Origin of the sequence: Microbulbifer flavimaris (assembly GCF_001641755.2) — a bacterium.
In the GTDB taxonomy this organism is placed as follows: Bacteria; Pseudomonadota; Gammaproteobacteria; order Pseudomonadales; family Cellvibrionaceae; genus Microbulbifer; species Microbulbifer flavimaris.
The window spans coordinates 557,285-579,466 of the sequence record NZ_LRFG02000002.1 but is presented as its reverse complement, the minus strand read 5'-3'; the positions used below and the strand labels follow the sequence as shown (position 1 = coordinate 579,466).

Annotated in this window: 16 protein-coding genes; 7 read left to right on the top strand and 9 right to left on the bottom strand. The window is 62.6% G+C overall.

From position 1 onward, the window contains the following. Positions 1-44: 44 nt before the first annotated feature. Both AWR36_RS07320 and AWR36_RS07315 read right to left on the bottom strand, forming a co-directional pair. Positions 45-1,319 carry an inorganic phosphate transporter gene (locus tag AWR36_RS07320; RefSeq protein WP_067083206.1) on the bottom strand — a complete coding sequence of 425 codons (1,275 nt, stop codon included), beginning with the start codon at positions 1,317-1,319 and terminating at the stop codon, positions 45-47. Positions 1,320-1,331: 12 nt separating this feature from the next. Beyond that, positions 1,332-2,009 (bottom strand): TIGR00153 family protein, encoded by a 678-nt coding sequence (locus AWR36_RS07315; protein WP_067083203.1) that lies wholly within the window; start codon positions 2,007-2,009, stop codon positions 1,332-1,334. A 185-nt stretch (positions 2,010-2,194) separates the two neighbouring features. On the opposite strand from AWR36_RS07315, the gene AWR36_RS07310 reads away from it, so the two are divergent. The 3 genes from AWR36_RS07310 to AWR36_RS07300 all read left to right on the top strand — a co-directional run bounded on the left by AWR36_RS07310 (position 2,195) and on the right by AWR36_RS07300 (position 7,926). After that, positions 2,195-3,970: a GspE/PulE family protein gene (locus AWR36_RS07310; RefSeq protein ID WP_067083200.1), complete on the top strand. Its 1,776-nt coding sequence runs from the start codon at positions 2,195-2,197 to the stop codon at positions 3,968-3,970. 63 nt (positions 3,971-4,033) lie between these two features. Then, positions 4,034-6,886, top strand: a complete 2,853-nt coding sequence (glnE, locus tag AWR36_RS07305; RefSeq protein ID WP_067083989.1) for a bifunctional [glutamate--ammonia ligase]-adenylyl-L-tyrosine phosphorylase/[glutamate--ammonia-ligase] adenylyltransferase — start codon at positions 4,034-4,036, stop codon at positions 6,884-6,886. 83 nt (positions 6,887-6,969) lie between these two features. After that, a complete protein-coding gene (locus AWR36_RS07300) occupies positions 6,970-7,926 on the top strand; it encodes a branched-chain amino acid transaminase (protein WP_067083198.1) in 957 nt (318 codons plus the stop codon). A 613-nt stretch (positions 7,927-8,539) separates the two neighbouring features. Here AWR36_RS07300 and AWR36_RS07295 read toward each other — a convergent pair. The 3 genes from AWR36_RS07295 to AWR36_RS07285 are packed head-to-tail and all read right to left on the bottom strand — an operon-like array spanning position 8,540 to position 12,178. Next, positions 8,540-9,880, bottom strand: coding sequence for a UDP-glucose dehydrogenase family protein (locus AWR36_RS07295; RefSeq protein WP_067083196.1), 1,341 nt, complete (start codon positions 9,878-9,880; stop codon positions 8,540-8,542). Then, positions 9,877-11,178 carry an O-antigen ligase family protein gene (locus AWR36_RS07290; RefSeq protein WP_141398491.1) on the bottom strand — a complete coding sequence of 434 codons (1,302 nt, stop codon included), beginning with the start codon at positions 11,176-11,178 and terminating at the stop codon, positions 9,877-9,879. The genes AWR36_RS07295 and AWR36_RS07290 overlap by 4 nt, the downstream gene beginning before the upstream one ends. Continuing rightward, positions 11,162-12,178 carry a glycosyltransferase family protein gene (locus AWR36_RS07285; RefSeq protein ID WP_067083192.1) on the bottom strand — a complete coding sequence of 339 codons (1,017 nt, stop codon included), beginning with the start codon at positions 12,176-12,178 and terminating at the stop codon, positions 11,162-11,164. Before AWR36_RS07285 ends, AWR36_RS07290 begins: the two co-directional genes overlap by 17 nt. 341 nt (positions 12,179-12,519) lie before the next feature. Here AWR36_RS07285 and AWR36_RS07280 point away from each other — a divergent pair, with 341 nt between their 5' ends. Together AWR36_RS07280 and AWR36_RS07275 are read left to right on the top strand one after the other, a co-directional pair. Next, positions 12,520-13,413, top strand: coding sequence for a mitochondrial fission ELM1 family protein (locus AWR36_RS07280; RefSeq protein ID WP_176491111.1), 894 nt, complete (start codon positions 12,520-12,522; stop codon positions 13,411-13,413). Positions 13,414-13,434: 21 nt separating this feature from the next. Next, a complete protein-coding gene (locus AWR36_RS07275) occupies positions 13,435-14,526 on the top strand; it encodes a glycosyltransferase family 4 protein (RefSeq protein WP_067083189.1) in 1,092 nt (363 codons plus the stop codon). A 56-nt stretch (positions 14,527-14,582) separates the two neighbouring features. Here the strand turns inward: AWR36_RS07275 and AWR36_RS07270 are convergent, their stop codons facing one another. The 3 genes from AWR36_RS07270 to AWR36_RS07260 all read right to left on the bottom strand — a co-directional run bounded on the left by AWR36_RS07270 (position 14,583) and on the right by AWR36_RS07260 (position 17,946). After that, positions 14,583-16,001, bottom strand: a complete 1,419-nt coding sequence (locus AWR36_RS07270; RefSeq protein ID WP_067083187.1) for a mannose-1-phosphate guanylyltransferase/mannose-6-phosphate isomerase — start codon at positions 15,999-16,001, stop codon at positions 14,583-14,585. A gap of 170 nt (positions 16,002-16,171) precedes the next feature. Continuing rightward, on the bottom strand, positions 16,172-16,837 hold the full coding sequence (locus AWR36_RS07265; protein WP_067083184.1) for a YrbL family protein: 666 nt from the start codon (positions 16,835-16,837) through the stop codon (positions 16,172-16,174). After that, positions 16,834-17,946: a glycosyltransferase family 4 protein gene (locus tag AWR36_RS07260; RefSeq protein WP_067083181.1), complete on the bottom strand. Its 1,113-nt coding sequence runs from the start codon at positions 17,944-17,946 to the stop codon at positions 16,834-16,836. Before AWR36_RS07260 ends, AWR36_RS07265 begins: the two co-directional genes overlap by 4 nt. 238 nt (positions 17,947-18,184) lie before the next feature. Between AWR36_RS07260 and AWR36_RS07255 the strand changes: the two genes are divergently transcribed. Both AWR36_RS07255 and waaA read left to right on the top strand, forming a co-directional pair. Continuing rightward, entirely contained in the window at positions 18,185-19,096 is a 912-nt protein-coding gene (locus AWR36_RS07255; protein WP_067083178.1) for a glycosyltransferase family 2 protein, read from the top strand. Positions 19,097-19,230: 134 nt separating this feature from the next. Beyond that, the gene (gene waaA, locus AWR36_RS07250; RefSeq protein WP_067083176.1) at positions 19,231-20,520 is read left to right on the top strand and encodes a lipid IV(A) 3-deoxy-D-manno-octulosonic acid transferase; all 1,290 of its coding nucleotides are present in this window, start codon (positions 19,231-19,233) and stop codon (positions 20,518-20,520) included. A 107-nt stretch (positions 20,521-20,627) separates the two neighbouring features. On the opposite strand, the gene AWR36_RS07245 is transcribed toward waaA, so the two are convergent. Then, positions 20,628-22,115, bottom strand: a complete 1,488-nt coding sequence (locus AWR36_RS07245) for a TolC family outer membrane protein (RefSeq protein WP_067083174.1) — start codon at positions 22,113-22,115, stop codon at positions 20,628-20,630. Between the last annotated feature and the right edge of the window lie 67 nt (positions 22,116-22,182).

The following is a 22,182-nucleotide window of genomic DNA, read 5'->3' as shown; positions in this document are numbered from 1 at the left end:
ACTGGCGTCGCTCCCCCTTTTTAACAGGGCTGCGGGGTCGGCGGCTAGCCGAAGATGCCCTTGAAGAAGAAGAAAAACAGGATGGCGAGACCGGCGCCGGCGGGCAGGGTAACCACCCAGGATGCGGCGATGGTGGTTATCATGCGCAGGTTCAGCGCGCCGATACCCCGCGCCAGGCCTACACCCAGCACCGCACCGACCAGGGTGTGGGTGGTGGAGATTGGCAGGCCGGTGCCGGAGGCCAGTACAACGGTGGCCGCCGCGCCCAGCTCGGCGGCAAAACCGCGACTCGGCGTCAGCTCGGTGATCTTGCGGCCGATGGTCGCCATGACCTTGAAGCCGTATGTGGCGAGACCCACCACAATACCGGCACCACCCAGCAGCAGGATCCAGGACGGCATGGTGGCTTTGGCGGTGACGGCCCCCATCTGTACGGTGTTCACCACCGCCGCCAGCGGGCCGACGGCGTTGGCTACATCGTTGGAACCGTGGGCAAAAGCCATGGCGCAGGCAGTGAAGACCATCAGGATGGCGAAGACCCGCTCCACGTTGTAGAAGCGGTTGTCCTTCTCCCGGCTGGGATCGCGCTTGACGCGCTTCAGCATCACGATGCCGATCCCCATCACGCCCAGGCCGGCAATGGCGGCGATGCCGGCATCCTGGAGGAAGTTCAGCTGGATATTGGCGTCCTTGAACACATGCTTGAGGCCCTTGGTCAGGGTGACCATGGCGATCATCCAGCCCACCGCGAACATGTAGAAGGGGATGTAGCGCTTGGCGTTGGCGAAAGGATCCTCTGTGTTGAGGATCAGCCGCTGCACACTGCGGAACAACAGGAAGGAGATGGTGCCGGCCAGAACGGGGGATACTACCCAGCTGGCGACGATGCTGCCCACTTTGCCCCAGGCCACCGCGTCGACGGAGATACCTACGGCGGAGAAACCGACGATGGCACCAACGATGGAGTGGGTGGTGGAGACCGGCCAGCCGAGGATGCTGGCGATCAACAGCCAGGTGCCGGCGGCCAGTAGCGCCGACAGCATGCCGTATACCAGCAGTTCAGGCTGCGTGGAGAATATTTCCGAGTCGATGATGCCCTTGCGGATGGTGGAGGTCACCTCGCCGCCAGCCAGGTAGGCGCCGGCAAACTCGAAGATCATGGCGATCAGGATCGCCTGCTTGACGGTCAGGGCGCGGGAGCCCACTGACGTGCCCATGGCGTTGGCGACATCGTTGGCGCCCACGCCCCAGGCCATAAAAAAGCCGAATACACAGGCCATGATCAGGAAGATATGCCCGTACTGACTGATAATCTCCATCGTACTTCCCCCTTATCGCGCCAGTAGTAACTGCAGTCGGTTGCCTACGCCGTGGGCGCAGTCCGCCAGGTCGCCGATCCACTCGATGACCCGGTAGAGGAAGATCACATCCACCGGCGGCAGGTCTTTCTCGATCTCGAACAGTGCGGCACGAATTTCCACCTCAAGCTTGTCGGACTTGCGCTCCAGGTCGTCCAGCTCCTCGGTCATGCGCTGGGTGATGTCCACTTCGCGGCCAGCGAAGCCGGATTCCAGCAGCTCGTCCAGTTCATTGATGGCCCGCAGTGCCTGGGCGGAGGTAACGACGGCACTCTCGACGAAGGTGGCCATCTGGTTGTGCAGCTTGGCGGGGATCTCCATCTTGCGACCGATGGACAGGCCGGCGATATCCTGCGCGGTGTTGGCAATCTTGTCCTGGGCGTGCAGCAGCTCCAGCAGGTCGGAGCGGGATACCGGCATAAACAGGCTGTCCGGCAGGTGCAGGCGCAGGTCGCGCTTGATATCGTCGGCACGGTTTTCGGCGGCGGAAATACGTTTCTGAATTTCCTCGGCCTTGGCCAGATCGCCCTGAATCAGGGCCTCGAAGAAGGGAACCAGGTCGGCGGAGGCCTCGTGGGCGGTCGCCATATGCTCTTTGATCGGTTTGATCGGAGAGCGGCCAAACAGGTTGGCAATGTTGGTCAGGGCCATGGTCAGCTCCTTGGCTCGGGATCGGGATGGCGCGCATGGTACCTTAAACGGTGGTGATCACGGTAACCGGTGGACAGATTGCACTGCTGTGTGCCGCCATAGGGGCTACAATGCCCCGTCGGCTTCGCCCGGGGTAAGGCAAACCCGGGGCTTCCAAGCAAAAGAATAGAAGATGGGTGTTTCCTATGGCGGTAAGCAAATTGGCGGACAGGTTGCTGGATCTGGCGGGGTTGCTCGAGGACCTGGTGGCCGAGGGCTATGTGAGCCGCACCGATGCCAACCGGCTGATCGGCACGCCGCGCACCGCCGAGCAGGCACAGATGCACCCGCTTTCCTATATCGCCAGCAGCGAACTGGAGAACCTGAAGTCACCCGGGCGGCTCCTGGACAGCGAGACCCTGACCCAGTGGCTGGCGGATAGCGCTTCACACCGCCTGTTTCATATCGATCCACTGAAGGTAAACGTGGCGGCCATTACCGAGGTGATGAGCTTCCAGTTTGCCAAGCGCCACCAGATTCTCTGCGTCGAGGCCAGCAAGGACACCCTGCTGGTGGCCACGGCGCAGCCGTTTACCCACGGCTGGGAGGAGCAGCTGGAGCATACCAGCGGCCGCTCGGTGCAGCGGGTGGTGGCGGACCCGGCGGACATCCAGCGCTACTGCGTCGAATTCTATTCCCTGGCCAAGTCCATCTCCGGCGCCAGCGGTCTCAAGGGCAGCTCCTCCAGTGGCAACTTCGAACAGCTGCTGGAGCTGGGCAGTCTCAAGGACCCGGAGGCCAATGACCAGCATATCGTCAATATCGTCGACTGGCTGTTACAGCACGCCTTCGACCAGCGTGCCAGTGATATCCATATCGAGCCGCGGCGGGAAGTGGCCCGCATCCGCTTCCGCATCGACGGCGTGCTGCACCCCATCCACGACCTGCCGGACCAGGTGAATGCCGCCGTTACCAGCCGCCTGAAGATTCTCGGGCGCATGAACGTGGCGGAAAAGCGCAAACCGCAGGACGGGCGCATCAAGACCAAGCGCCCGGACGGTCGCGAGGTGGAGCTGCGTCTCTCCACCCTGCCCACTGCGTTCGGAGAGAAGCTGGTGATGCGGATCTTTGATCCGGAGGTGCTGGCGCGCTCCTATAGCGACCTGGGTCTCGGTGGCGAGGACCTGGCCCGCTGGCAGACGATGCTGGGCCGGCCCAACGGCATCGTGCTGGTGACCGGTCCCACTGGTTCCGGTAAAACCACCACGCTCTACACGGGGCTGAAGCAGCTGGCCACCAGCGAAGTGAATGTCTCCACCATCGAAGACCCGATTGAGATGGTGGAGGAAAGCTTCAACCAGACCCAGGTACACCACGCTATCGGTCTCGATTTCGCTGCCGGTATCCGCACGCTGATGCGACAGGACCCGGACATCATCATGGTGGGGGAGATCCGCGACCTGGAAACGGCCCAGATGGCCGTGCAGGCAGCGCTCACCGGTCACCTGGTGATTTCCACACTGCATACCAACGATGCGCCCACCGCGGTGACTCGCCTGCTGGATCTCGGGTTACCCCATTACCTGCTGAAATCCTCCGTACTCGGCGTGATGGCCCAGCGCCTGGTGCGCACCCTGTGCCCGGCCTGCAAGCAGCCCGACAGTGTCAGCGATGACGACTGGCAGGCCCTGACCAAGCCCTGGAAAGCGCCCAAGCCCGGGGTGGTGTACCGCCCGGAGGGCTGTCTCGAATGCCGCAACACCGGTTACCGCGGCCGCCAGGGGATTTACGAGATACTGCCATTCACCGAGTCGATCCAGGGACTGGTGACAGCGGACTGCGATCTGCAGGGGGTGCGCCGCCAGGCGATGCGCGAGGGAATGAACAGTCTGCGCCTTTCCGGTGCCAGAAAGGTCGCTGCCGGCATCACCACGGTGGCGGAGGTGCTGCGAGTGGCACCGCCACCGGATATTGCCTTCTGACGGCCACGACCACAGCACCCCAAATTTTCTGTTTCCGGCCATGCTTTAAGGATGATTCACGCCATGTTCGACGCCGCCCACTGTCCCGCGGATTTGCAGTCTCTGCTGGAGGAGCGCTGGCAGCGCTGGTGTGAGGCGGCGGGTGAAGAGCGGGTCGACAGGGTGTCCCGGGCCCTGGGCGCTCCCGGGGCGCAGCTCGCTGTCGCCCGCAGCCTCGTGGGCTCGGACTTCTTTGCACAGCAGTGCTGTCGCCAGCCGGATCTGCTGCCGCAACTGCTCGAGAGTGACGACCTGGGTCTCGATGCGGACTGGATGCGCACCATTGACGAGGAGGCGGATCTGGATCGTGCCCTGCGGCGCCTTCGCAACCAAGTGACCGCCGAGGCGATCTGGCGTGACTTTGCAGGGCAGTGGGAGATTCCCCGCGTGTGCGGCCGGTTGAGCGAATTGGCCGAGACCTGTATCCAGACTGCCCTCGACTGGCATCATCGCGACCTCGTGGCCCGTTACGGCGAACCCCGTGACAGCGAGGGCAACCCGCAGTCCCTGGTGGTGCTGGGCATGGGCAAACTGGGTGCCCGGGAGCTCAACCTCTCCTCCGATATTGATCTCATCTTTGCCTATCCGGAGCCCGGCGAAACCGATGGCGAGAGAGCACTGGAAAACCAGAAGTTTTTCCAGCGCCTGGGGCAGCGCATCATCAAATCCCTGGACGCCATGACCGCCGACGGTTTTGTCTTCCGCGTGGATATGCGCCTGCGTCCCTATGGGGATAGCGGGCCGCTGGTGAGCCACTTCGCCGCCATGGAGGACTATTACCAGACCCAGGGGCGGGAGTGGGAGCGCTACGCCATGGTCAAGGCGAGACCGGTGGCCGGCGACGCCGGGCTCGGTGCGGAACTGATGGAAATGCTGCGTCCCTTCACTTATCGCCGCTATATCGACTTCAGTGCCATCGATGCCCTGCGGGAGATGAAGGGACTGATCCAGCGACAGGTGCGGGCGCGTGGACTCGAGGACAACATCAAGCTAGGCCGCGGCGGTATCCGCGAGGTGGAATTCATCGCCCAGGCTTTCCAGTTGATCCGGGGCGGCCGTGAGCCCGCCCTGCGAGAGCGCAACTTGCTCAAGCTGCTGCCCCTGCTGGAGCGGGACGGCCACCTGGAAAAGGGTGTCGCCGGAGCGCTGGCACAGGCCTACACACTGCTGCGGCGGGTGGAGCACGCGCTGCAGGCGGAGCGCGATCAGCAAACTCAGACCCTGCCCGCAGAAAACCAACATCGCGCAGCGCTGGCCTATGCCCTGGGCCGGGACAGCTGGCCGGCGCTAGTGGATGATCTGGCCGAGGCGCGTCAGCTCATTCAGCGGGAATTCGATATCGTCATTGCGCCGCCGGAGGAAATCGCCGAGCCGAGCGCGGCGGAGGAGTGGGAGGGGCTCTGGGCCAGTTGCGACAACGAGTCGAGCCGCGAGGTCAACCTGTTGAGCCTGCAACGCGCCGGTTTTGAGCCCGCCGAGGAGGCCCTGCAGCCCATCGAAGAGCTGCACTGTTCGCCCATGGTGCGTGCCCTGCCCAATGCCGCGCGGGAGCGGCTCGACCAGTTTATGCCACTGCTGCTGGCGGCGGCGGCTCAGGAAGATAAGCCTCTGCTGGCGGTGCAGCGGGTCTTGCCGCTGGTGCGCGCAGTCCTGCGCCGCAGTGCTTATCTGGTACTGATCAATGAGAACCCGCCGGTGCTGAGCCAGCTGTTGCGGCTCTGCAGTGCCAGCCCCTTTATTGCCGACCAGCTGGCCCGCCATCCCATCCTGCTGGACGAGCTGCTGGACAGTCGCCGCCTGCTGGCGCCCTCGTCGGCGGCAGAAATTGCCGATGAGCTGCGCCGGGAAATGCTGCGGGTGGACCCGGAGGACCTGGAGGCGCAGATGGAAGCCCTGCGCCATTTCAAACAGGGGCAGGCGCTGCGTATCGCGGCCCAGGAGGTCACCGGCGCGCTGCCACTGATGAAGGTGAGCGACTCCCTGACCTGGCTCGCCGAGGCCATCCTGCAGCAGGCGTTGATACTCGCCTGGCAGCAGGTGGTGGAGAAACATGGCGAGCCGGAAGGTGCCAGCGCCGACGATATGCGCTTTGTCATCATTGCCTATGGCAAGCTGGGCGGTCTGGAGCTGGGCCATGGTTCGGACCTGGATATCGTCTTCGTGCATGACGCCAACCCCCAGGGAACGACCGGCGGCGAGCGGACCATCGACAACCTCAGCTTCTACACCCGCCTGGCGCAGCGGCTGATCCACATCCTGCAGACCCGCACCCTGAGCGGTCCGCTCTACGAGGTGGATACCCGCCTGCGGCCCTCGGGTAATTCCGGTCTGCTGGTGACCTCGCTGACGGCGTTCGAGAAATACCAGCGGGAGAGTGCCTGGACCTGGGAGCACCAGGCATTGGTGCGAGCGCGCCCCGTGGCCGGCAGTGAGCGCCTGAGCGGCGATTTTGACCAGCTGCGCCTCGACTTGCTTTGTTCGCAGCGCGACGAGCAGAAATTGCGAGAGGAAGTGGTGGCGATGCGCGATAAAATGCGCGCGCATCTGGATAAGAGCAATAAGGATTCATTCGATCTGAAGCAGGGCCCGGGCGGTATTGTCGATATCGAGTTTATGGTTCAATATGCTGCTCTGGCCTGGGCGTATAAAGCCCCTTCGATACTGCGGTACACCGATAACATTCGCATCCTCGAAAGCCTCGATGAGGCAGGCCTGATGTCGGCCCACCAAGCCGGACATCTGATCGACGCCTACAAAGCCTACCGATCTGAGGGTCACCGCCTGGCATTACAACAGCTGCCGGGAGTGGTAGACGGTGACCAGTTCAAAGCGGAAAGAAAGACCGTTTCTACAAACTGGCAACAGCTCTTCGGCTGAAGCGTGAGCGCTTCTGCGGATGCTGTGCTTTGTGCATAAACTGTTTTTCAGGAATCCGATTTGCGGATTTGTAGGAGTTTCTCATGTCTTTTGCCGATCGCGACGGCGTTATCTGGTTTGATGGCGAGCTGGTTCCCTGGCGGGATGCCCGCGTTCACGTACTGACCCACACCCTGCATTACGGGATGGGGGTGTTTGAGGGGGTACGCGCCTACGAGACAGACGCCGGCGCCAGTATCTTTCGTCTCCACGATCACACCCGGCGCCTGTTTCGCTCCGCCAAGATCATGAACATGTCCATGCCCTATGACGCTGAGACCCTCAACGAGGCACAGCGCATGGTGGTGCGGGAGAATAACCTGAGCGAAGCCTATCTGCGGCCGATGGTCTTCTACGGTTCTGAGGGTATGGGCCTGCGCGCCGATTCCCTGCAGACCCATGTAATCGTGGCCGCCTGGGAGTGGCCCAGCTACATGACCCCCGAAGCACGGGAGCTGGGCATTAAGGTAAATACCTCCTCCTACACCCGCCACCATGTGAATATCAGCATGTGCAAGGCCAAGGCCAACGGCAATTACATCAACTCGATGCTGGCGCTGCAGGAGGCCATCCGCAACGGCTGTGAAGAGGCATTGCTGCTGGATCCCGAGGGCTACGTGGCCGAGGGCAGTGGCGAGAATGTCTTTATCGTCAGCGACGGCGTGATCTATACCCCCGAGCTGACTTCCTGCCTCGACGGTATCACCCGTAGCACCGTCATCGAGCTTGCGCACGAGTGTGGCTATCAGGTGGTTGAAAAGCGTATTACCCGCGACGAGGTTTATATCGCCGATGAAGCCTTCTTCACCGGCACCGCAGCAGAGGTACTGCCGATCCGCATGCTGGACGGCCGCACTATCGGAGCGGGCCGCCGCGGTCCCATCACCAGGCGCCTGCAGGAGCTGTACTTTGACGTGGTGCAGGGTCGCAGCGCGGCGCATCGCGGGTGGCTGACCGATGTAGTCGATCAGCCGCCGGAGGTGACGGCGAAGATCGCCTGATCATTGTTTGGATCTATTCGAGAGCCCGGAAATTTTCCGGGCTTTTTTGTTTAGGCGTGCCGAGCAGGATGTTTCAACAGGATTGGAAGGCTCGCTTCCTCAGCGGTTGAGCCTCGAAGATCTCCTACTGCTCCCCGGGGCCGCAAGCGCGCTTTGTGGCGGCTGAGCACCGGGTGACTGGTTTCGAAAACGCACAAGTACGTCCCTGTATGCTCCGGCGGCGACGTCCCTGTCGCCGACGGTTTCGAAACCAGTCACCCGGTACTCTGCCTTAGATTTATCGTTCAGTGGCTCCGAAGGGCAAACTCTTCAAGCAACTACAGACCGGTCCGATCAGAGAGTTGTATCTCTACCGGTCTGGTTCGGTTGTGGCGTTTTCATCTTGCAGGTGTGGAGTGGTGCGCTCAATTTCGAATCGAAGGCGGGGTGTCGGGGGCGACCTTTCGAAACCGTCTGTGACAGGGATGTCACAGCGGAGCTACAGGGATGTATTCATGCGTTTTCGAGAGGTCGCCCCCGGCGCCTCGCCGCCACCGGGCCATCCCTTCAGAAATTCAGATAAAGAAAAGCCCGGAAAAACCCGGGCTAATCGATGATCGCGAAACACCAGAAATCAGCAGGCGCTGGTGTCGGGCCGGCCAACACAGTAGTAGCAGAAGCCAGCCTCTTCCATTTCCTCCGGCTCGTACTGGTTGCGGCCATCGAAGACAACCGGTGCTCTCAGCAGGTTTTTGACTTCGGCGGTATCCAGCGCTTTGAACTGCTGCCACTCGGTGGCCACGATCAGGGCGTCGGCGCCCTTCAGGGCCGCTTCCTTGGTGCCGCAGAGTTCCAGGTCTTCGCGGTCGCCATAGATACGCTGGCACTCTTCCATGGCTTCCGGGTCGAAGGCGCGCACCCGGGCTCCCTTCTCCCACAGGCGTTCCATCAGCACGCGGCTGGGGGCTTCGCGCATATCGTCGGTATTGGGCTTAAAGGACAGTCCCCACAGGGCGAACACCTTACCCTGTACGTCGCCATCGAAATGCTCGAGCACTTTCTCGGCCATGTAGTGTTTCTGCTGCTCGTTACGGGATTCCACCGCCGCGAGTATTTCCGCCGACAGGCCCAGCTGTTCGGCTGAGGAGATCAGGGCCTTTACGTCCTTCGGGAAACAGGAACCACCGTAGCCGATGCCGGCATAGATAAACTGGTAGCCTACGCGCGGATCGGAACCGATGCCGCGGCGCACTGCCTCGATGTCGGCCCCCACCTTGTCGGCGATATTGGCCATCTCGTTCATAAAGCTGATCTTGGTGGCCAGCATGCAATTGGCGGCGTACTTGGTCAGCTCCGCACTCTTTACATCCATCACCAGGATTTTTTCATGGTTGCGGTTGAAGGGCGCATAGAGGTGGCGCAGCTTCTGCTCGGACTCTCTTTCCGAAGTGCCGATAATGATGCGGTCGGGACGCATGCAGTCCGCCACGGCCGAGCCTTCCTTGAGAAATTCCGGGTTGGAGATCACATCGAAGGGCAATTCAGCGAGGCCGCGTTCCGTCAGGCGTTTGGTGACAGTCGCGCGCACCTTGTCGGCAGTGCCCACCGGAACGGTGGATTTGTTGATGATGTATTTCTTCACTGTCATGTCGGTGGCGATGGTATCAGCCACGGTGAGTACATGGCGCAGATCCGCAGAGCCATCCTCATCCGGCGGGGTGCCCACGGCGATAAAGATCAATTCCCCGTGCTCCACACCAACAGCGGCATCGGTGGAGAAAGAGAGATTGCCGGTAGCGATACTCTCTCTCACCATCGGCTCCAGGCCCGGTTCATAGATGGGAATATGACCCTGCTTCAGCCGGGTGATCTTGTCCTCATCGATATCGATGCAGACCACTTTGTTGCCGGCCTCCGCCAGCACAGCAGCTTGCACCAGGCCTACATAGCCGGTGCCAAATACAGTTACATTCATCCGTGCGACTCTAACGTTGCGTGATTGCTAGTTTGTGACAGGCGTGCCTCCTGGCTGCGCGCTGTCTCTGTTCTCGGGGCGGTCAGCTGGTCCCGCACCAGCAGTACAGCCAGCGGGATCCAGTAGAAGATCCAGATATAGCTGGGCTTTACCAGCGGTTGCTGGGCATAGATCAGCATGGCGATGACGCCGAAGCCGAACCAGATCAGGTACATTCCCGGCACCCAGCTAAGCAGCTGGTCTTTACGCAGGCCGATCCAGGCGATGGCGACACCCTGCCAGACGCAGGCCGCGACTCCCAACAGGCCAGCGAAGCGGGCCACGTCCAGCAAATAATTGTGTGGGTGGGGCAGTACAGTGTGCAGCTCGATGAACTGCTTGTGCACCAGGCCGCTGCCGATCCACGGCGACTGCAGGAAACCCTCCAGGCTCTTGGCCCACAGCTCCAGCCGGATTGAGTAGGCATTACTGCGGTGCAACAGCGGCAGGTCGCCATACAGCAGCAGATAGGCTGCAGGCAGGACTGCGACCGCCCCCAGCAGCACCAGCACACGCAGCACCACGGAGCGACTTACGACTGCCGCCAGGCAGATGGCAAAGGCGGCCATCACGATGGGGATCTTGGTCTGGGAAACGACGATATAGGCACAGCCGAGGCCCAGTCCCAGCCACGATAGTGCGCGCCAGCGACGCGAGTCCAGGGACAGGCCGTAGCAGCAGAAGATGACGTGAAAGCCGTACAGCATGGCCGTCTTGTCGATATTGTTCTGCATGGAAATGCCGCCGATACGATAGAGCTTGCTGAAGCCACCATCGAGGCCATACACCACCAGTGAAGCGGCACAGGAAACCGTGCCGAGCGCGATCAGCCAGCGCAACCACCGGTGCAGCATCTCTTCGCCGCGCTGCTCCATCACCAGGTAGAGGGCGCAGTAAAAGAGAAAGAAGTAGGCCAGCACCTTGAAGTAGAAGCTGACATCGCGCTCTACCGTGGCTGTCGAGTTGTCTGCCCAGAGGGTCGATACCGCCAGCACCACGGGTACGCTGATAAAGCAGGCAAACTGCCAGGAGCGCAGAAATCTCCAGTCCCGCCGCCAGCCCAGTAACAGCAGGGTGGCGGGCAGCAGGGTCAGATAGAAGATGGTCTGGATGCGGCCCACGTTGGGCAGCAGGTGGAAACCGATCAGCATCAGCAGCAGGCTGACGCCGGTAAAAGTGATCAACCCGGAAACCCAGCGGGAGTCGGGTTGGCGATAGAGTCCGCGAAGTGGATTGGTGGTACTACTTGATCCAGACATAATTGTGGCTGTATGGCAGGTTCATGGAAGTTTCGACAATGTACTGGGCGTACAGGGTGTTATTGATTTCCCGATGGAAGAACTCCCGGCAGCGGCCGGCCCAGTCGCGACGCTTGTCGTCGTCGGAATGGAATTCGACAATCCGTTGCAACAGAGATTCCTCGCTATCGAAATAGACCAGGGTCTCCGCCGGCATAAACTCCTCGAAGCGCGCCCCCGCATGGGTGAATACCAGCAGACCGTTGCCGGCCAGCTGCGCCATGCGCGCGGAGGAATACCAGTGGTAGCCCTCCTGGCGGTTCAGGTTCAGGCCCATCTTGCTGTTGGCGAGGATATGGTCGTAGTCGCGACCCCATAGGGTGGGCTGGTCGTACATGCCCGGGGTGCGGAAATTGAGATCCGCCGGCAGGTTTTCTTTCAGGTACTGCACGATCTTGCCGCGCTCGGTGTAGGCCTGGGCCTTGCTGCAGAACAGCAGGTCCACCTCCAGGTCGCTGTGGGCGCTGCAGTCTGCGGTTTCCACCGAGGGGTCCACCGGGTTGGGCATGTGCCAGAGGCTCGCCCGCTTGCCCTCGTAACGCTTCAGGTCTTCAACGCCGGTGGAGACGAACATGGCATCGGCGATCTCGCAGCGTTTGGCGATGTTGTCCGAGTTCCTCGGCACGAACAGCGGATCGTTATTGCAGGCGGCGATCACGGTCTGCGGGCGGAGCCGACGGATCTCGGCAAAGGTCTCGTTGTCGATCAGGTCGCAGTGACCGAGGATCACCAGGTCCGGCTCGAAGGCCTCCACGCTCTGCAGCAGGCGCTGGTTGACCTTCTTGCGGCTGACCAGCTCCCGGATACGAAAGGGTGCCTCGAACGCGGCTACATCGCGGTCGCTGAAGGCGAGGACGTTGTGTCCCGCACGAACCAGTCCCGTGTACAGTTTGAGTGCCCAGCTGACGGAGGTGTGACCGTACTTGCGCTGCTGATGGTTATCGACGTGGATGATACGCATAAGGTGGGTAACACTGGGTAATCTGGTGAGCGGCTCGCCGGAGAGCGGGCTCGGGAAATCATGGACCCGTTAAGGGCTCGGCTATCGACTTGCTAGTCTCGGTATAGTCTCGACTCAAGGGGAGCGATTATAGCGGTGGCGCCCAGAGCGCGTCCATTTGCAGGGGGTCGGGCTGTTCACCGCCCGGGCAATGGTGCGAGCTGCCTGCGGGACCAGATAGTAACGCTGTGACGCTGGTGACCTGTCGCTGCGGCGGCTTCAATCCTCCGGGGTGATCGGTTAGCATGAGCGCCGGCGCCCGAGGCGGCGTAATACCTATCTCTAGAGTCGGGGTTTCCCAAGTGCGGCTGACGGTCTGGCGTTTTCTCGACGGTAATCGCGCCCATGAAAAACAGACAGCGGCGCTGGTCAGCGGTCTGCGTGCCTGCGGGCGCGAGGTGGACTGCCACGACATACCCGCCGCCAAGCTCGGCACCCTCCTGCGCCGGGGTCTCAACCCACATTTATCGTCGCTTCCGCAACCGGATTTCATCGTCGGCGCCGGGCACCGCAGTCACTGGTCGGTCCTGTTTGCACGCCGTTATTTCGGCGGCCGCAGTGTGGTGGTGATGCGCCCCTCGTTGCCTCTGCACTGGTTCGATTTCGCCATCATCCCTGAGCACGATCGACCCCCGCCGCTGCAGAATGTGATCCTCAGCCAGGGGGCACTGACCGAACCCCTGCCGCGCGGGCGTCGCCGCCCGGGAAAGGGGCTAATTTTACTTGGAGGGCCGAGCAAGCACTTCAGCTGGGACGCGAGTGATGTGCGCCAGCACCTGCAGCGCCTGCTGGCTGAACCTCTCGACTGGACCCTGTCCGACAGTCGGCGCACGCCCGAAGGCACGCTGTCTGGCCTGCCCGCTGCTGCGGGCGAGATCTGCCACTGGCGGGATTGCCCGCCGGGCTGGCTGGCAGAGCAGTTGGCGCAGGCGGAGCAGGTCTGGGTGACCGGCGACAGTGTGTCGATGATTTTCGAGGCCCTGCAGAGCGAGGCGCGCGTTGGCGTGATTCCTTTGCCGAGCCGTCGGCCAGCCAACAAGGTGCGTGCCGCCGTGCAGCGTCTGGTGGATCAGGAGCAGCTGACGGACAGGGTTGAGGATGTATCGATTCCCGTGGCAGGTCCGCGGGAACCCCTCGCTCAGGAGGTGCTCTGCGCCCGGGCCCTGCTGCGTCGGTGTGACCGACTGACAGATTGAAGCCGCTTTCTTGAGGTACGCATGATCCTGATTACCACCCAGTGTTTCCCGCCGCGTCGGGGCGGAATCGAGATGCTCATGGAAGGGCTGGCCAGTAATCTCGGCGGTGCAGGGCATCAGGTACTGGTGTTGGCCGATCGTGTCGAAGGGGCTGAGGACACCGTCAGCGGCCCTTACCAGGTGCGTTTCTTTGGCGGTGTGAAATCCTGGCGGCGCCGTCGCAAGGCTCGGGCCGTGCGGTCCGCGGTCCGCGCGGGGGGCATCGAGGGCGTTTTCGCGGATTCCTGGAAAAGTGCCGAGCTGCTTGCCGACCTGGATGTGCCTCTGGTGGTGCTGGCCCACGGTATGGAATTTCCCGCCCGCCCCAGTGATGCCAAGCGCGCGCGTATCCGGCAGGCGTTATCCGCGGCCGATGTGGTCATCGCCAACTCCGCCTACACCGCCGATCTCGCCCGCCCTTATCTCGGGGACAGCGCCCGCCTGACGGTAATCAATCCGCCCATCGGTCCGCAGCCGGATGCACAGCAGGAGCAACTTGCCGCAGCGGACCAGGTGATTGCGGGGCGTGCGCCGGTGCTGTTGACGCTTGCGCGCCTGGAGCCGCGCAAAGGCGTTGATGCGGTGATTCGGGCGCTGCCGGAAGTGCGCGAGCAGCACCCGGATGTACTCTATATCATCGCCGGCAAGGGGGATGATCGGCCCAGGCTCGAGGCGCTGGCCGCGGCAGAGGGAGTCGCCGACTGTGTGCACTTTGCCGGCGCTGTGAGCGAGGAACAGAAAGCGGCCCTGTTTGCCCGCGCAGAGGTGTTCCTGATGCCCGCCCGGCGCGAGGGAGACTCGGTCGAGGGCTTCGGAATCGTTTATCGTGAGGCCAATTGGTACGGAGTGCCGGCGCTGGCGGGGCGCGAGGGCGGCGCAGCCGATGCCGTGATCGAGGGAGAGACGGGCCTGCTTTGCGATGCGAGCGACCAGACCGATGTCACTGCCCAGATCCTTACCCTGCTGGGTGATGCTGACCTGCGACGGCGCATGGGGGAAAACGCGACCAAGCTGGCCCACGGCAGTGGACAGTGGGCTGCAGCGGTCGAGCGGTTCCTCGAAACACTGCATTGACGCCGCTCTTTGTTAACAGCGGCTCCCTAAAGCGAAAGCGCTGACCGCGGGTCTGTTCAGCTTCGCGAGTACTTGTCCTCAAAACGCACAATATCGTCCTCCCCCAGATACGAGCCCGACTGCACTTCAATCAGCTCCAGGGGAATGGCACCGGGATTTTCCAGTCGGTGCTTGACGCCAAGCGGGATATAAGTGGATTGGTTTTCGCTGAGCAGGCGCTGCTCATCGCCGCAGGTCACCCGCGCAGTCCCGGAGACCACCACCCAGTGCTCGGCGCGGTGATGGTGCATCTGCAGGCTCAGCTGTGCCCCGGGGTTCACCACAATCCGCTTGACCTGGAAGCGTTCCCCCGCGTCCACCGAATCGTAGAAGCCCCAGGGACGATAGACCTTGCGGTGCACCATGGCCTCCGGGCGGTTTTCTGCCTTCAGCCTCTCGACTACCTTCTTGACGTCCTGCACCCGGTCCTTGGCGGCCACCATGATGGCGTCGTCGCTCTCGACCACTACCAGGTCCTCGAGGCCAATGGCGGCGATGAGCTTGTGGTCGCTCTGCACATAACAGTTGCGACTGTCGTACAGCATGACATCGCCATTGGCGGTGTTGCCGTTGTCATCCTTGTCCGAGACTTCCCACAGGGCCGACCAGGATCCGAGATCGCTCCAGCCGCAGTCCAGCGGAACCACCACCGCATCGGCGGTGTTTTCCATGACGGCGTAATCGATGGAGTCATCCGGGCACTGCAAAAAAATGGATCGCTCCGGGCGCACGAAATCCACATCCACCGCCGCGGATGCCATGGCCCGCTCACAGCTACTCAGGATGGCGGGGCGGTGCCGGCCCAGTTCCTCGATATAGCGGCTGGCCCGGAACAGGAACATACCGCTGTTCCAGAAGTAATCGCCGCTCTGTACGTACTTCTGTGCGGTTTCCCAATCGGGCTTCTCAACGAATTGCTCCACTCTCGAGGCGTCGAGCCTGTTATTGCCGTTGCTGTTTTTGCGGCGAATGTAGCCGTAGCCGGTCTCCGGCGCGGTGGGCACGATGCCGAAAGTGACCAGCTCACCTTGCTGCGCGGATTCGCAGGCTTTTTGAATGGCCTTCGTGAAGGCGTCCAGATCCCGGATGACATGATCTGCCGCCAGCACCAGTAGCAGCGGGTCTCCCTCGCCGGAGGCGAGGGCCTGTAGCGCCGCCAGGGCGATTGCCGGTGCGGTGTTGCGCCCGGCGGGTTCCAAAACGATACCGCCGTGGTCCTGATGGATTGCGCGTAATTGCTCGGCTACGGTAAAGCGGTGTTCCTCGCCACAGACAATCAGGGGAGGTAGGTGCTGCAGGCCGGACAGCCGGGCGCAGGTCTCCTGCAGCATGGTTTGCTCGCCAGATAGTGGCAGGAACTGCTTTGGGTAAAGCTGCCGGGAGAGAGGCCACAGACGGGAGCCGGAACCGCCGGCCATTATCACGGGCAAGATCATATTTGTGGGAAGCCCCTCAAAGCGCACCAATTCAAGCCTTCATGAACTGAATATTATGGACCCCCGCTACTGGCGAGGCCATTTTGTTTGATCTGCCGGGCAGTTGCTGTCCGGGCAATCGAAGGTGGCCGCAAGACTCTCAACCTGCGAGTGCTTTGACCTGTGAGCGCTTACTGGCTGCTGCGCTCTGCCTCTTTCCAGGTGATATTGCGGTCGGAGATTTCCCAGCGGATGCGCCGCCACATGCGATCGATCCGCCGCTGGATATAGCGCCTGCGGGAACGCGGGAAATATTCCGCCAGTGGCAGGAAGGCGGCGCAGCCGATGCCGTCGATCAGGCAGAGCTCCGGCTGGCCCTGCTCATCGCGGATGACCAGGTTGTGAGGCAGGATATTCTTGGTCAGGATGCCGGTTTCAAACAGCCACTGGGAAAAGCGTTCGAGCGCCCCCTCAATGGGTTTGTCGAGACCGTGCTGCTGCAGGTAGCGCTCCAGGGTGATTGCCGGCTGGTCGCGCTCATCGACAATCAGCTCCGTCACCGCACCGGGGCCCTCGGAGGTCTCCTGAATGCCATGCCAGCGCGCCAGGTGTAGCCAGGCCTGGCTCTCATCGCCCGCCCCGCGCAGCGCTCGCTGCCGGTAGCCGGCAAGTTCGCGCAGGTTGTCGTCAAAGCGGCTGTCGCCCGCCAGGCGCTTGTACCAGGGCGCCCGATTCCGCAGTTCCTCGATCCGGCCCGCGCGCATGACCTTGACACATTTGTGTGGATCTCCGGGGTGCCGGTAACAGTGGCGGTTGCCGCCGCTGGCAAATGGGCTGAGGCCACTGAGGTCGATCACGCGGTTCCCCCTTTTTCGGCCAGCAGCCGAGCGTAGAGCGCGATGGTTCGCTCGGCTTGGGTTTGCAGGGTGAATTCGCTTTGCAGAACTGGTCGAGCATCACTCTGCAGGAGTTCGAGCGTTTTTTCTTTCAGTTGTTGAATGTCGCCGTCTGGGACCAGGCCCTCCGGGAAGCAGGCCTTCAGTGACTCCGCCGGACCACCAACATCGTAGCCGATCACCGGGGTGCCGATGGCCGCCGCCTCAATCACGGTGCGACCGAAGGGCTCCGGGCGCTTGGACAGGTTGTACACCAGGGTCGAGGCGCTGTACCAGTAGCGGATATCGCTGCGCTGGCCAACGAAAGAAACACGCTCCCCGAGGCCCAGCTCCAGCGCCCGCTGGCGCAGTTCCTCTGCATAGTGCTGCTTATTGGCTTCTGCACCTCCCAGCACTACCCCGTGCAGGTCGTCGCGATCCAGGTCGGCCAGCAGCTGCAGAAAATCTTCCTGACCTTTCCAGCGGGTCAGCCGGCCCGGCAGCAGGAGCCAGCGACGGTCGCGCAATCCCGGGAACTCAGCCTCCACGGATTCCCGCCAACCCCGGGGGGGTGTCAGTTCGGGGGAGAATTCCGCGGTGTCGACCCCACGGTAAATGATTTCCGGCGGCCGCTGCAGGTAGCGGTGGTAATTCGACGTGAGGTAGTCGCGCACGCACTCGGAGATGGCAATAACCTGCTCGCTACTGGCCATGATGGCGCTGTAGCGATTGATCGAATAAAGACCGTGGGCCGTGCTCACGAGGCGCGGTCGGGTCCGGGCGGGGAGCTTTTTCCAGGCGAAGTAAGTCAGCCAGGCGGGCACCCGCGAGCGCACATGCAGGATGTCCGGTTGCTCGCGCAGGATCAGCTCTCGCAGCGGGCGCACCTGGCGCAGGCTGAGTAGGGACTTGCGGTGAATCGGCAGGGCGAGATGCCGGGAGCCCTCGATTTCCAGTTGCTCGACCATGCGACCGCCGCTGGAGACCACCACGGATTCATGGCCTGCGGCCACCAGTGCGCGGGCGAGGTCGAGCGTACCGCGCTCGACACCACCGGAGTTCAGCGCTGGCAGCAACTGCATGACTTTCATCGGGGCCTCACAATGAGCACATTGCGCGAGATGGATCCTGCGCTAGCGTTTGGCGCGTGTCCGGACTGGTCCTGACGACGCCTCTGGGCTTCGCTATTGGTCAGCCACGGCGCAAGCCGGTGTCACCAATGGCGAAGCAAAGCCGGGTATTATAGACATCCCCGCCGGGGGGGTATAGGCTGCCAAAATCTCGATCGGGGCTCACTTCCCGTGGCTTGGCTGGTGACAGGAGTTAACGTTGCAACCACTGCTGGATATCTGTATCTGCACTTGCCACAGGCCGGAGCAGCTGCGCCGCGCACTGGAGAGCCTCTCGAACACGGAATTGCCGGACGGGGTCAGGGTATCGGTGACGGTGGTCGACAACGATCCCGCGCAAAGTGCCCGTCCGCTGGTTGAGGGATTGCAGCCCGACTTCCCGCTCCCGATTCACTACGCCGCCGAACCCCGGCGCGGCATCCCCTTTGCGCGCAATCGCTGCCTCGATGAGGCGCAGTCCAAGGGCGCCGACTACCTGGTGTTTATTGACGACGACGAATGGGTGGCTGGCGACTGGTTGCAGAAACTCTTCGGCTTCGCGCAGGATGCGGGCGGAAACACCGTGGTCTGCGGCAGCGTAATCAGCCTGCTGCCGGCATCGGCACCTGATTACTACACCATGTTCTTTTCCCGTAAACGCCGTCGCACAGGCGAGCGCCTGCCGTATTGCGCTACCAATAACGTGCTGATCCCGCTCGCCGAGGTTCGCCGGCTGCAGTTGCGGTTCGACGAGGGGCGCCCCTTCGCCGGCGGCGAAGACGTGATGTTCTTCACTGCGGCAGCGCTGCAGGGGGTCTCCATCCTCCATTGTGCGGAAGCGGTGGTATACGAGGATATACCCGAGTGCCGCGCCACCCTGCGCTGGTTGTCTCGCCGCAAGTATTCAGTCGGCATCACCCTGGCCCAGCAAAAACTGCTGGCAGGTCGCGGCCGCATCGATGTGTTTGCATCAGCCCTTCTGCAGCTGGTCACCGCCTCTCTGACCTGCGTACTGAGTGTCGCCGCCAGCCGCCAGCGCTCACGCGCCTGGCTGCGGGCCTGTCGCTCTGCCGGCATGGCCTGTGGTGTGCTGGGGGCAGAGTCACAGTTTTACCGCCGCGCACACTCCTGAACCCTGCCTGCGCCCTGCGGCTCAGCTATTCTCGACTGACTGCCCCTGGCGACAGCTGACACAGGCGACGCATTGGTCGCGGGCGGTTAAAATGCCGCTCTTTGCGCGCTTTCAACCGAGTACACAACGCCTGCATGCAGTTTCTCTACACCTGGCTCCTGCGCCTCGCTCTGCCGATCATTTTACTGCGCCTCTGGTGGCGGGGACGCTCCATGCCTGCCTACCGACAGCGCTGGCGCGAGCGTCTGGGGCAGGTTCCACCGCGCGCGAGTCAGCGCCCCTTGGTCTGGGTACACTCGGTGTCCGTGGGGGAAACCCTCGCCGCGGTGCCGGTGATCGAAACCCTCGCCAGTCGACATCAGGACTGGCAGTGGCTGGTTACCACCACCACGCCCACGGGCTCCGAGCGCGTGAGTGCCGCTCTGGCTGAAAAACTGGGTGGGCGCCTGCTGCACTTCTACCTGCCCTACGACCTTCCGGAGTGTCTGCGGCCCTTTCTCGAAAGCTTGCGCCCGCGGCTGCTGATCATTATCGAGACAGAGCTGTGGCCCAACTTGCTGCGGTCGTGTGAGAGGCGGGATATTCCGGTATTGCTGGCCAATGCGCGCCTCAGTGAGAAGTCGGCGGAAGGCTATGGCCGGTTTCGGGGCTTGACGCATAACATGCTCAACCGGCTTACGCGGGTGGTCGCCCAGTATCCTGCGGACGCCGAGCGGTTTGTGCGCCTGGGGCTGCCGCAGGAGCGTCTGCTCACCAGTGGCAATATCAAGTTTGATCTCACCATTGATCTCGGGCTTTCCAGCGAAGCCCAGGCCATCGGTCACCAGTGGCGGGGCAGTGGCAATCGCCCGGTCTGGTTGGCGGCAAGCACCCATGAGGGAGAGGATGAGCTGCTCCTCGACGCCTTCGCACTCCTGCGCGAGCGTTTCCCGGATTTGCTGCTGGTGCTGGTCCCGCGACATCCACAGCGGTTCGACAGCGTCGCGCGGCTGTGCCGTGACCGTGGACTGGTCTGTCGTCGTCGCAGTGACGGCGGACGGGTGAGCGCCGGCGAGCAGGTTTTACTGGGAGACACCATGGGTGAGCTACTGCGCTTTTACGGTGCCTCTGATATTGCCTTTATCGGCGGCAGCCTGGTGCCGGTGGGCGGTCATAACATGATCGAGCCGGCTGCCTGGGGCGTCCCGGTGGTATGTGGTCCCCACCTGCACAACTTCAGCAAGGTGGCAGAGCTGTTGATGGACGCGGGGGCGCTGCGAGTGGCCGAGTCGGCACAGGAGATCGCCGATAGCGTGGGGGAGTGGCTGCAGGATCCGGAGAAGCGGCGCCAGGATGGTGCGGCCGGTCGCCGGGTCGCTGAGGCCAATTCCGGTGCCCTGGGGCGGCTGGTGGATGAAATCGAGTCGCTGGCGGTGCAGCTCTGATCGCCGGGAATGGGGAGGCTGAATAGCTGTCAGTGAGCGAAACAAAAAAGCGGGGCCTGGGCCCCGCTTTTGGTTCCTGGCGTTTGATCGCCAGCCGCACTGCGCCGTTACTTGGTTGGCTCGGCTGCAGTGGCAGCGGCCTCGCCGACCCGGACAACCGGGGTCGCCGGGTTTAGCTTCGCTTCCAGCTCCTGCAGGTCCGCTGGGGCCAGCAAGCCGGCCACGCGCTTCAGGCGCAGGGTATTGTCGATATAGTCGTAAACGGCGTTGGCGTAGTCCGTCTTGGACTGGAACAGGGTCCGCTGGGCCAGCAACACGTCGACGATATTGCGGGTGCCCACCTCGTAGCCCGCCTGGTTCGCTTCCAGGGCCGCCTGGGCGGAAATCACCGCCTGCTCCCGCGCTCTGACCCGGGACACGTCGGTCACCAGGTTGCGGTGCAGGGTGCGGGTATCCTGGATGGTGTTGCGCTGTACCAGGTTGCGCAGGTCCTGGGCCTGGAACGACAGGTTACGGGCCTCGCGGCGGCTGGCGCTCAGGCGGCCACCGGTGAAGATCGGCACGTTGAGGGTCAGTGCGGTGACGGTGCTCTCGGTCGAGGTGTTGATCGGCAGTTCAACCGTGGGTTCGCCGGGCACAGACGTTGACGAGCTGCCTTCACGGCTGAAGTCGGAGTAGCTCACGGAACCGTACAGCGTCGGCAGGTGCTCGGCCGCCGCGGCGCGGGCGCTGCTGCGCGCCGCATCTGCGGCAAGGCTGGCCGCTTTCAGGTCGAAATTGTTCTGTAACGCGAAATCCACCCAGGCGGTGCGCTCGGCAGGTTCCGGCGGGGCGACGGTAAAGCCGTCCTCCAGTGGTGCCACCTGGTCGTGCTCGGTACCGGTGAGAATCGACAGGGCGTCGAAATTGCTGAGCAGGTTGTCTTCCGCGGTCAGGCGGCGGGCGACGGCGTTTTCGTAGGCCGCCTGGCTGTCGTACACATCGGTAATCGCGGTCAGGCCCACCTCGAAGCGCTGGCGGGTCTGCTCCAGCTGCTTGGCCAGGGCTTCCTCCTCCGCCTTGGCGGCTTCCAGGACGTCGTAGGCGCGCAGTACATTGAAATAGGTGGTGGCCACCCGCAGCATCATCTCCTGCTGGTTGGCACTGAACTCTGCTGCTGCCTGTTCGCTGACGGACTTGCCCTGCTGGTAGCCGAACCAGGCCGGCAGGTCGAAAATGGCCTGGTCCAGTCGTGCAGAGTACACCTCATCATCGACGTCGGTATTCCGACTGTTGGGGATGGAGATCACGTTGTTCGGACCGAACGTGTAATCAAACTGGGTGGAGTTGGAGCTGGTGCTGCTGTGTTCGGCATTACCATTGATCTGCGGCAGCAGCGCGGAGCGGCCCAGGTTTTTGGCTTCCAGGCCAGCCTCAAAGGCAGCGCGATCCGCCGCCAGTTGCGGGTCGTTGTCCAGTGCCTGCAGGTAGATCTCCCACAGGGTGTCGGCCTGGGCCTGCATGCCACTGAGGCCCAGGAGGGCGGCCGCCAGCAGTGATTTCAGGGGGCGACGGGCGCTGTTGCTGCGCCTGCGGGTGGACTCAATTCTTTTCATTGATCTCTACTTCCTGTGGTGGATGCGGTCTCAAACATGCCAGTCTCCCCACTGGCCGGGCCCGCTG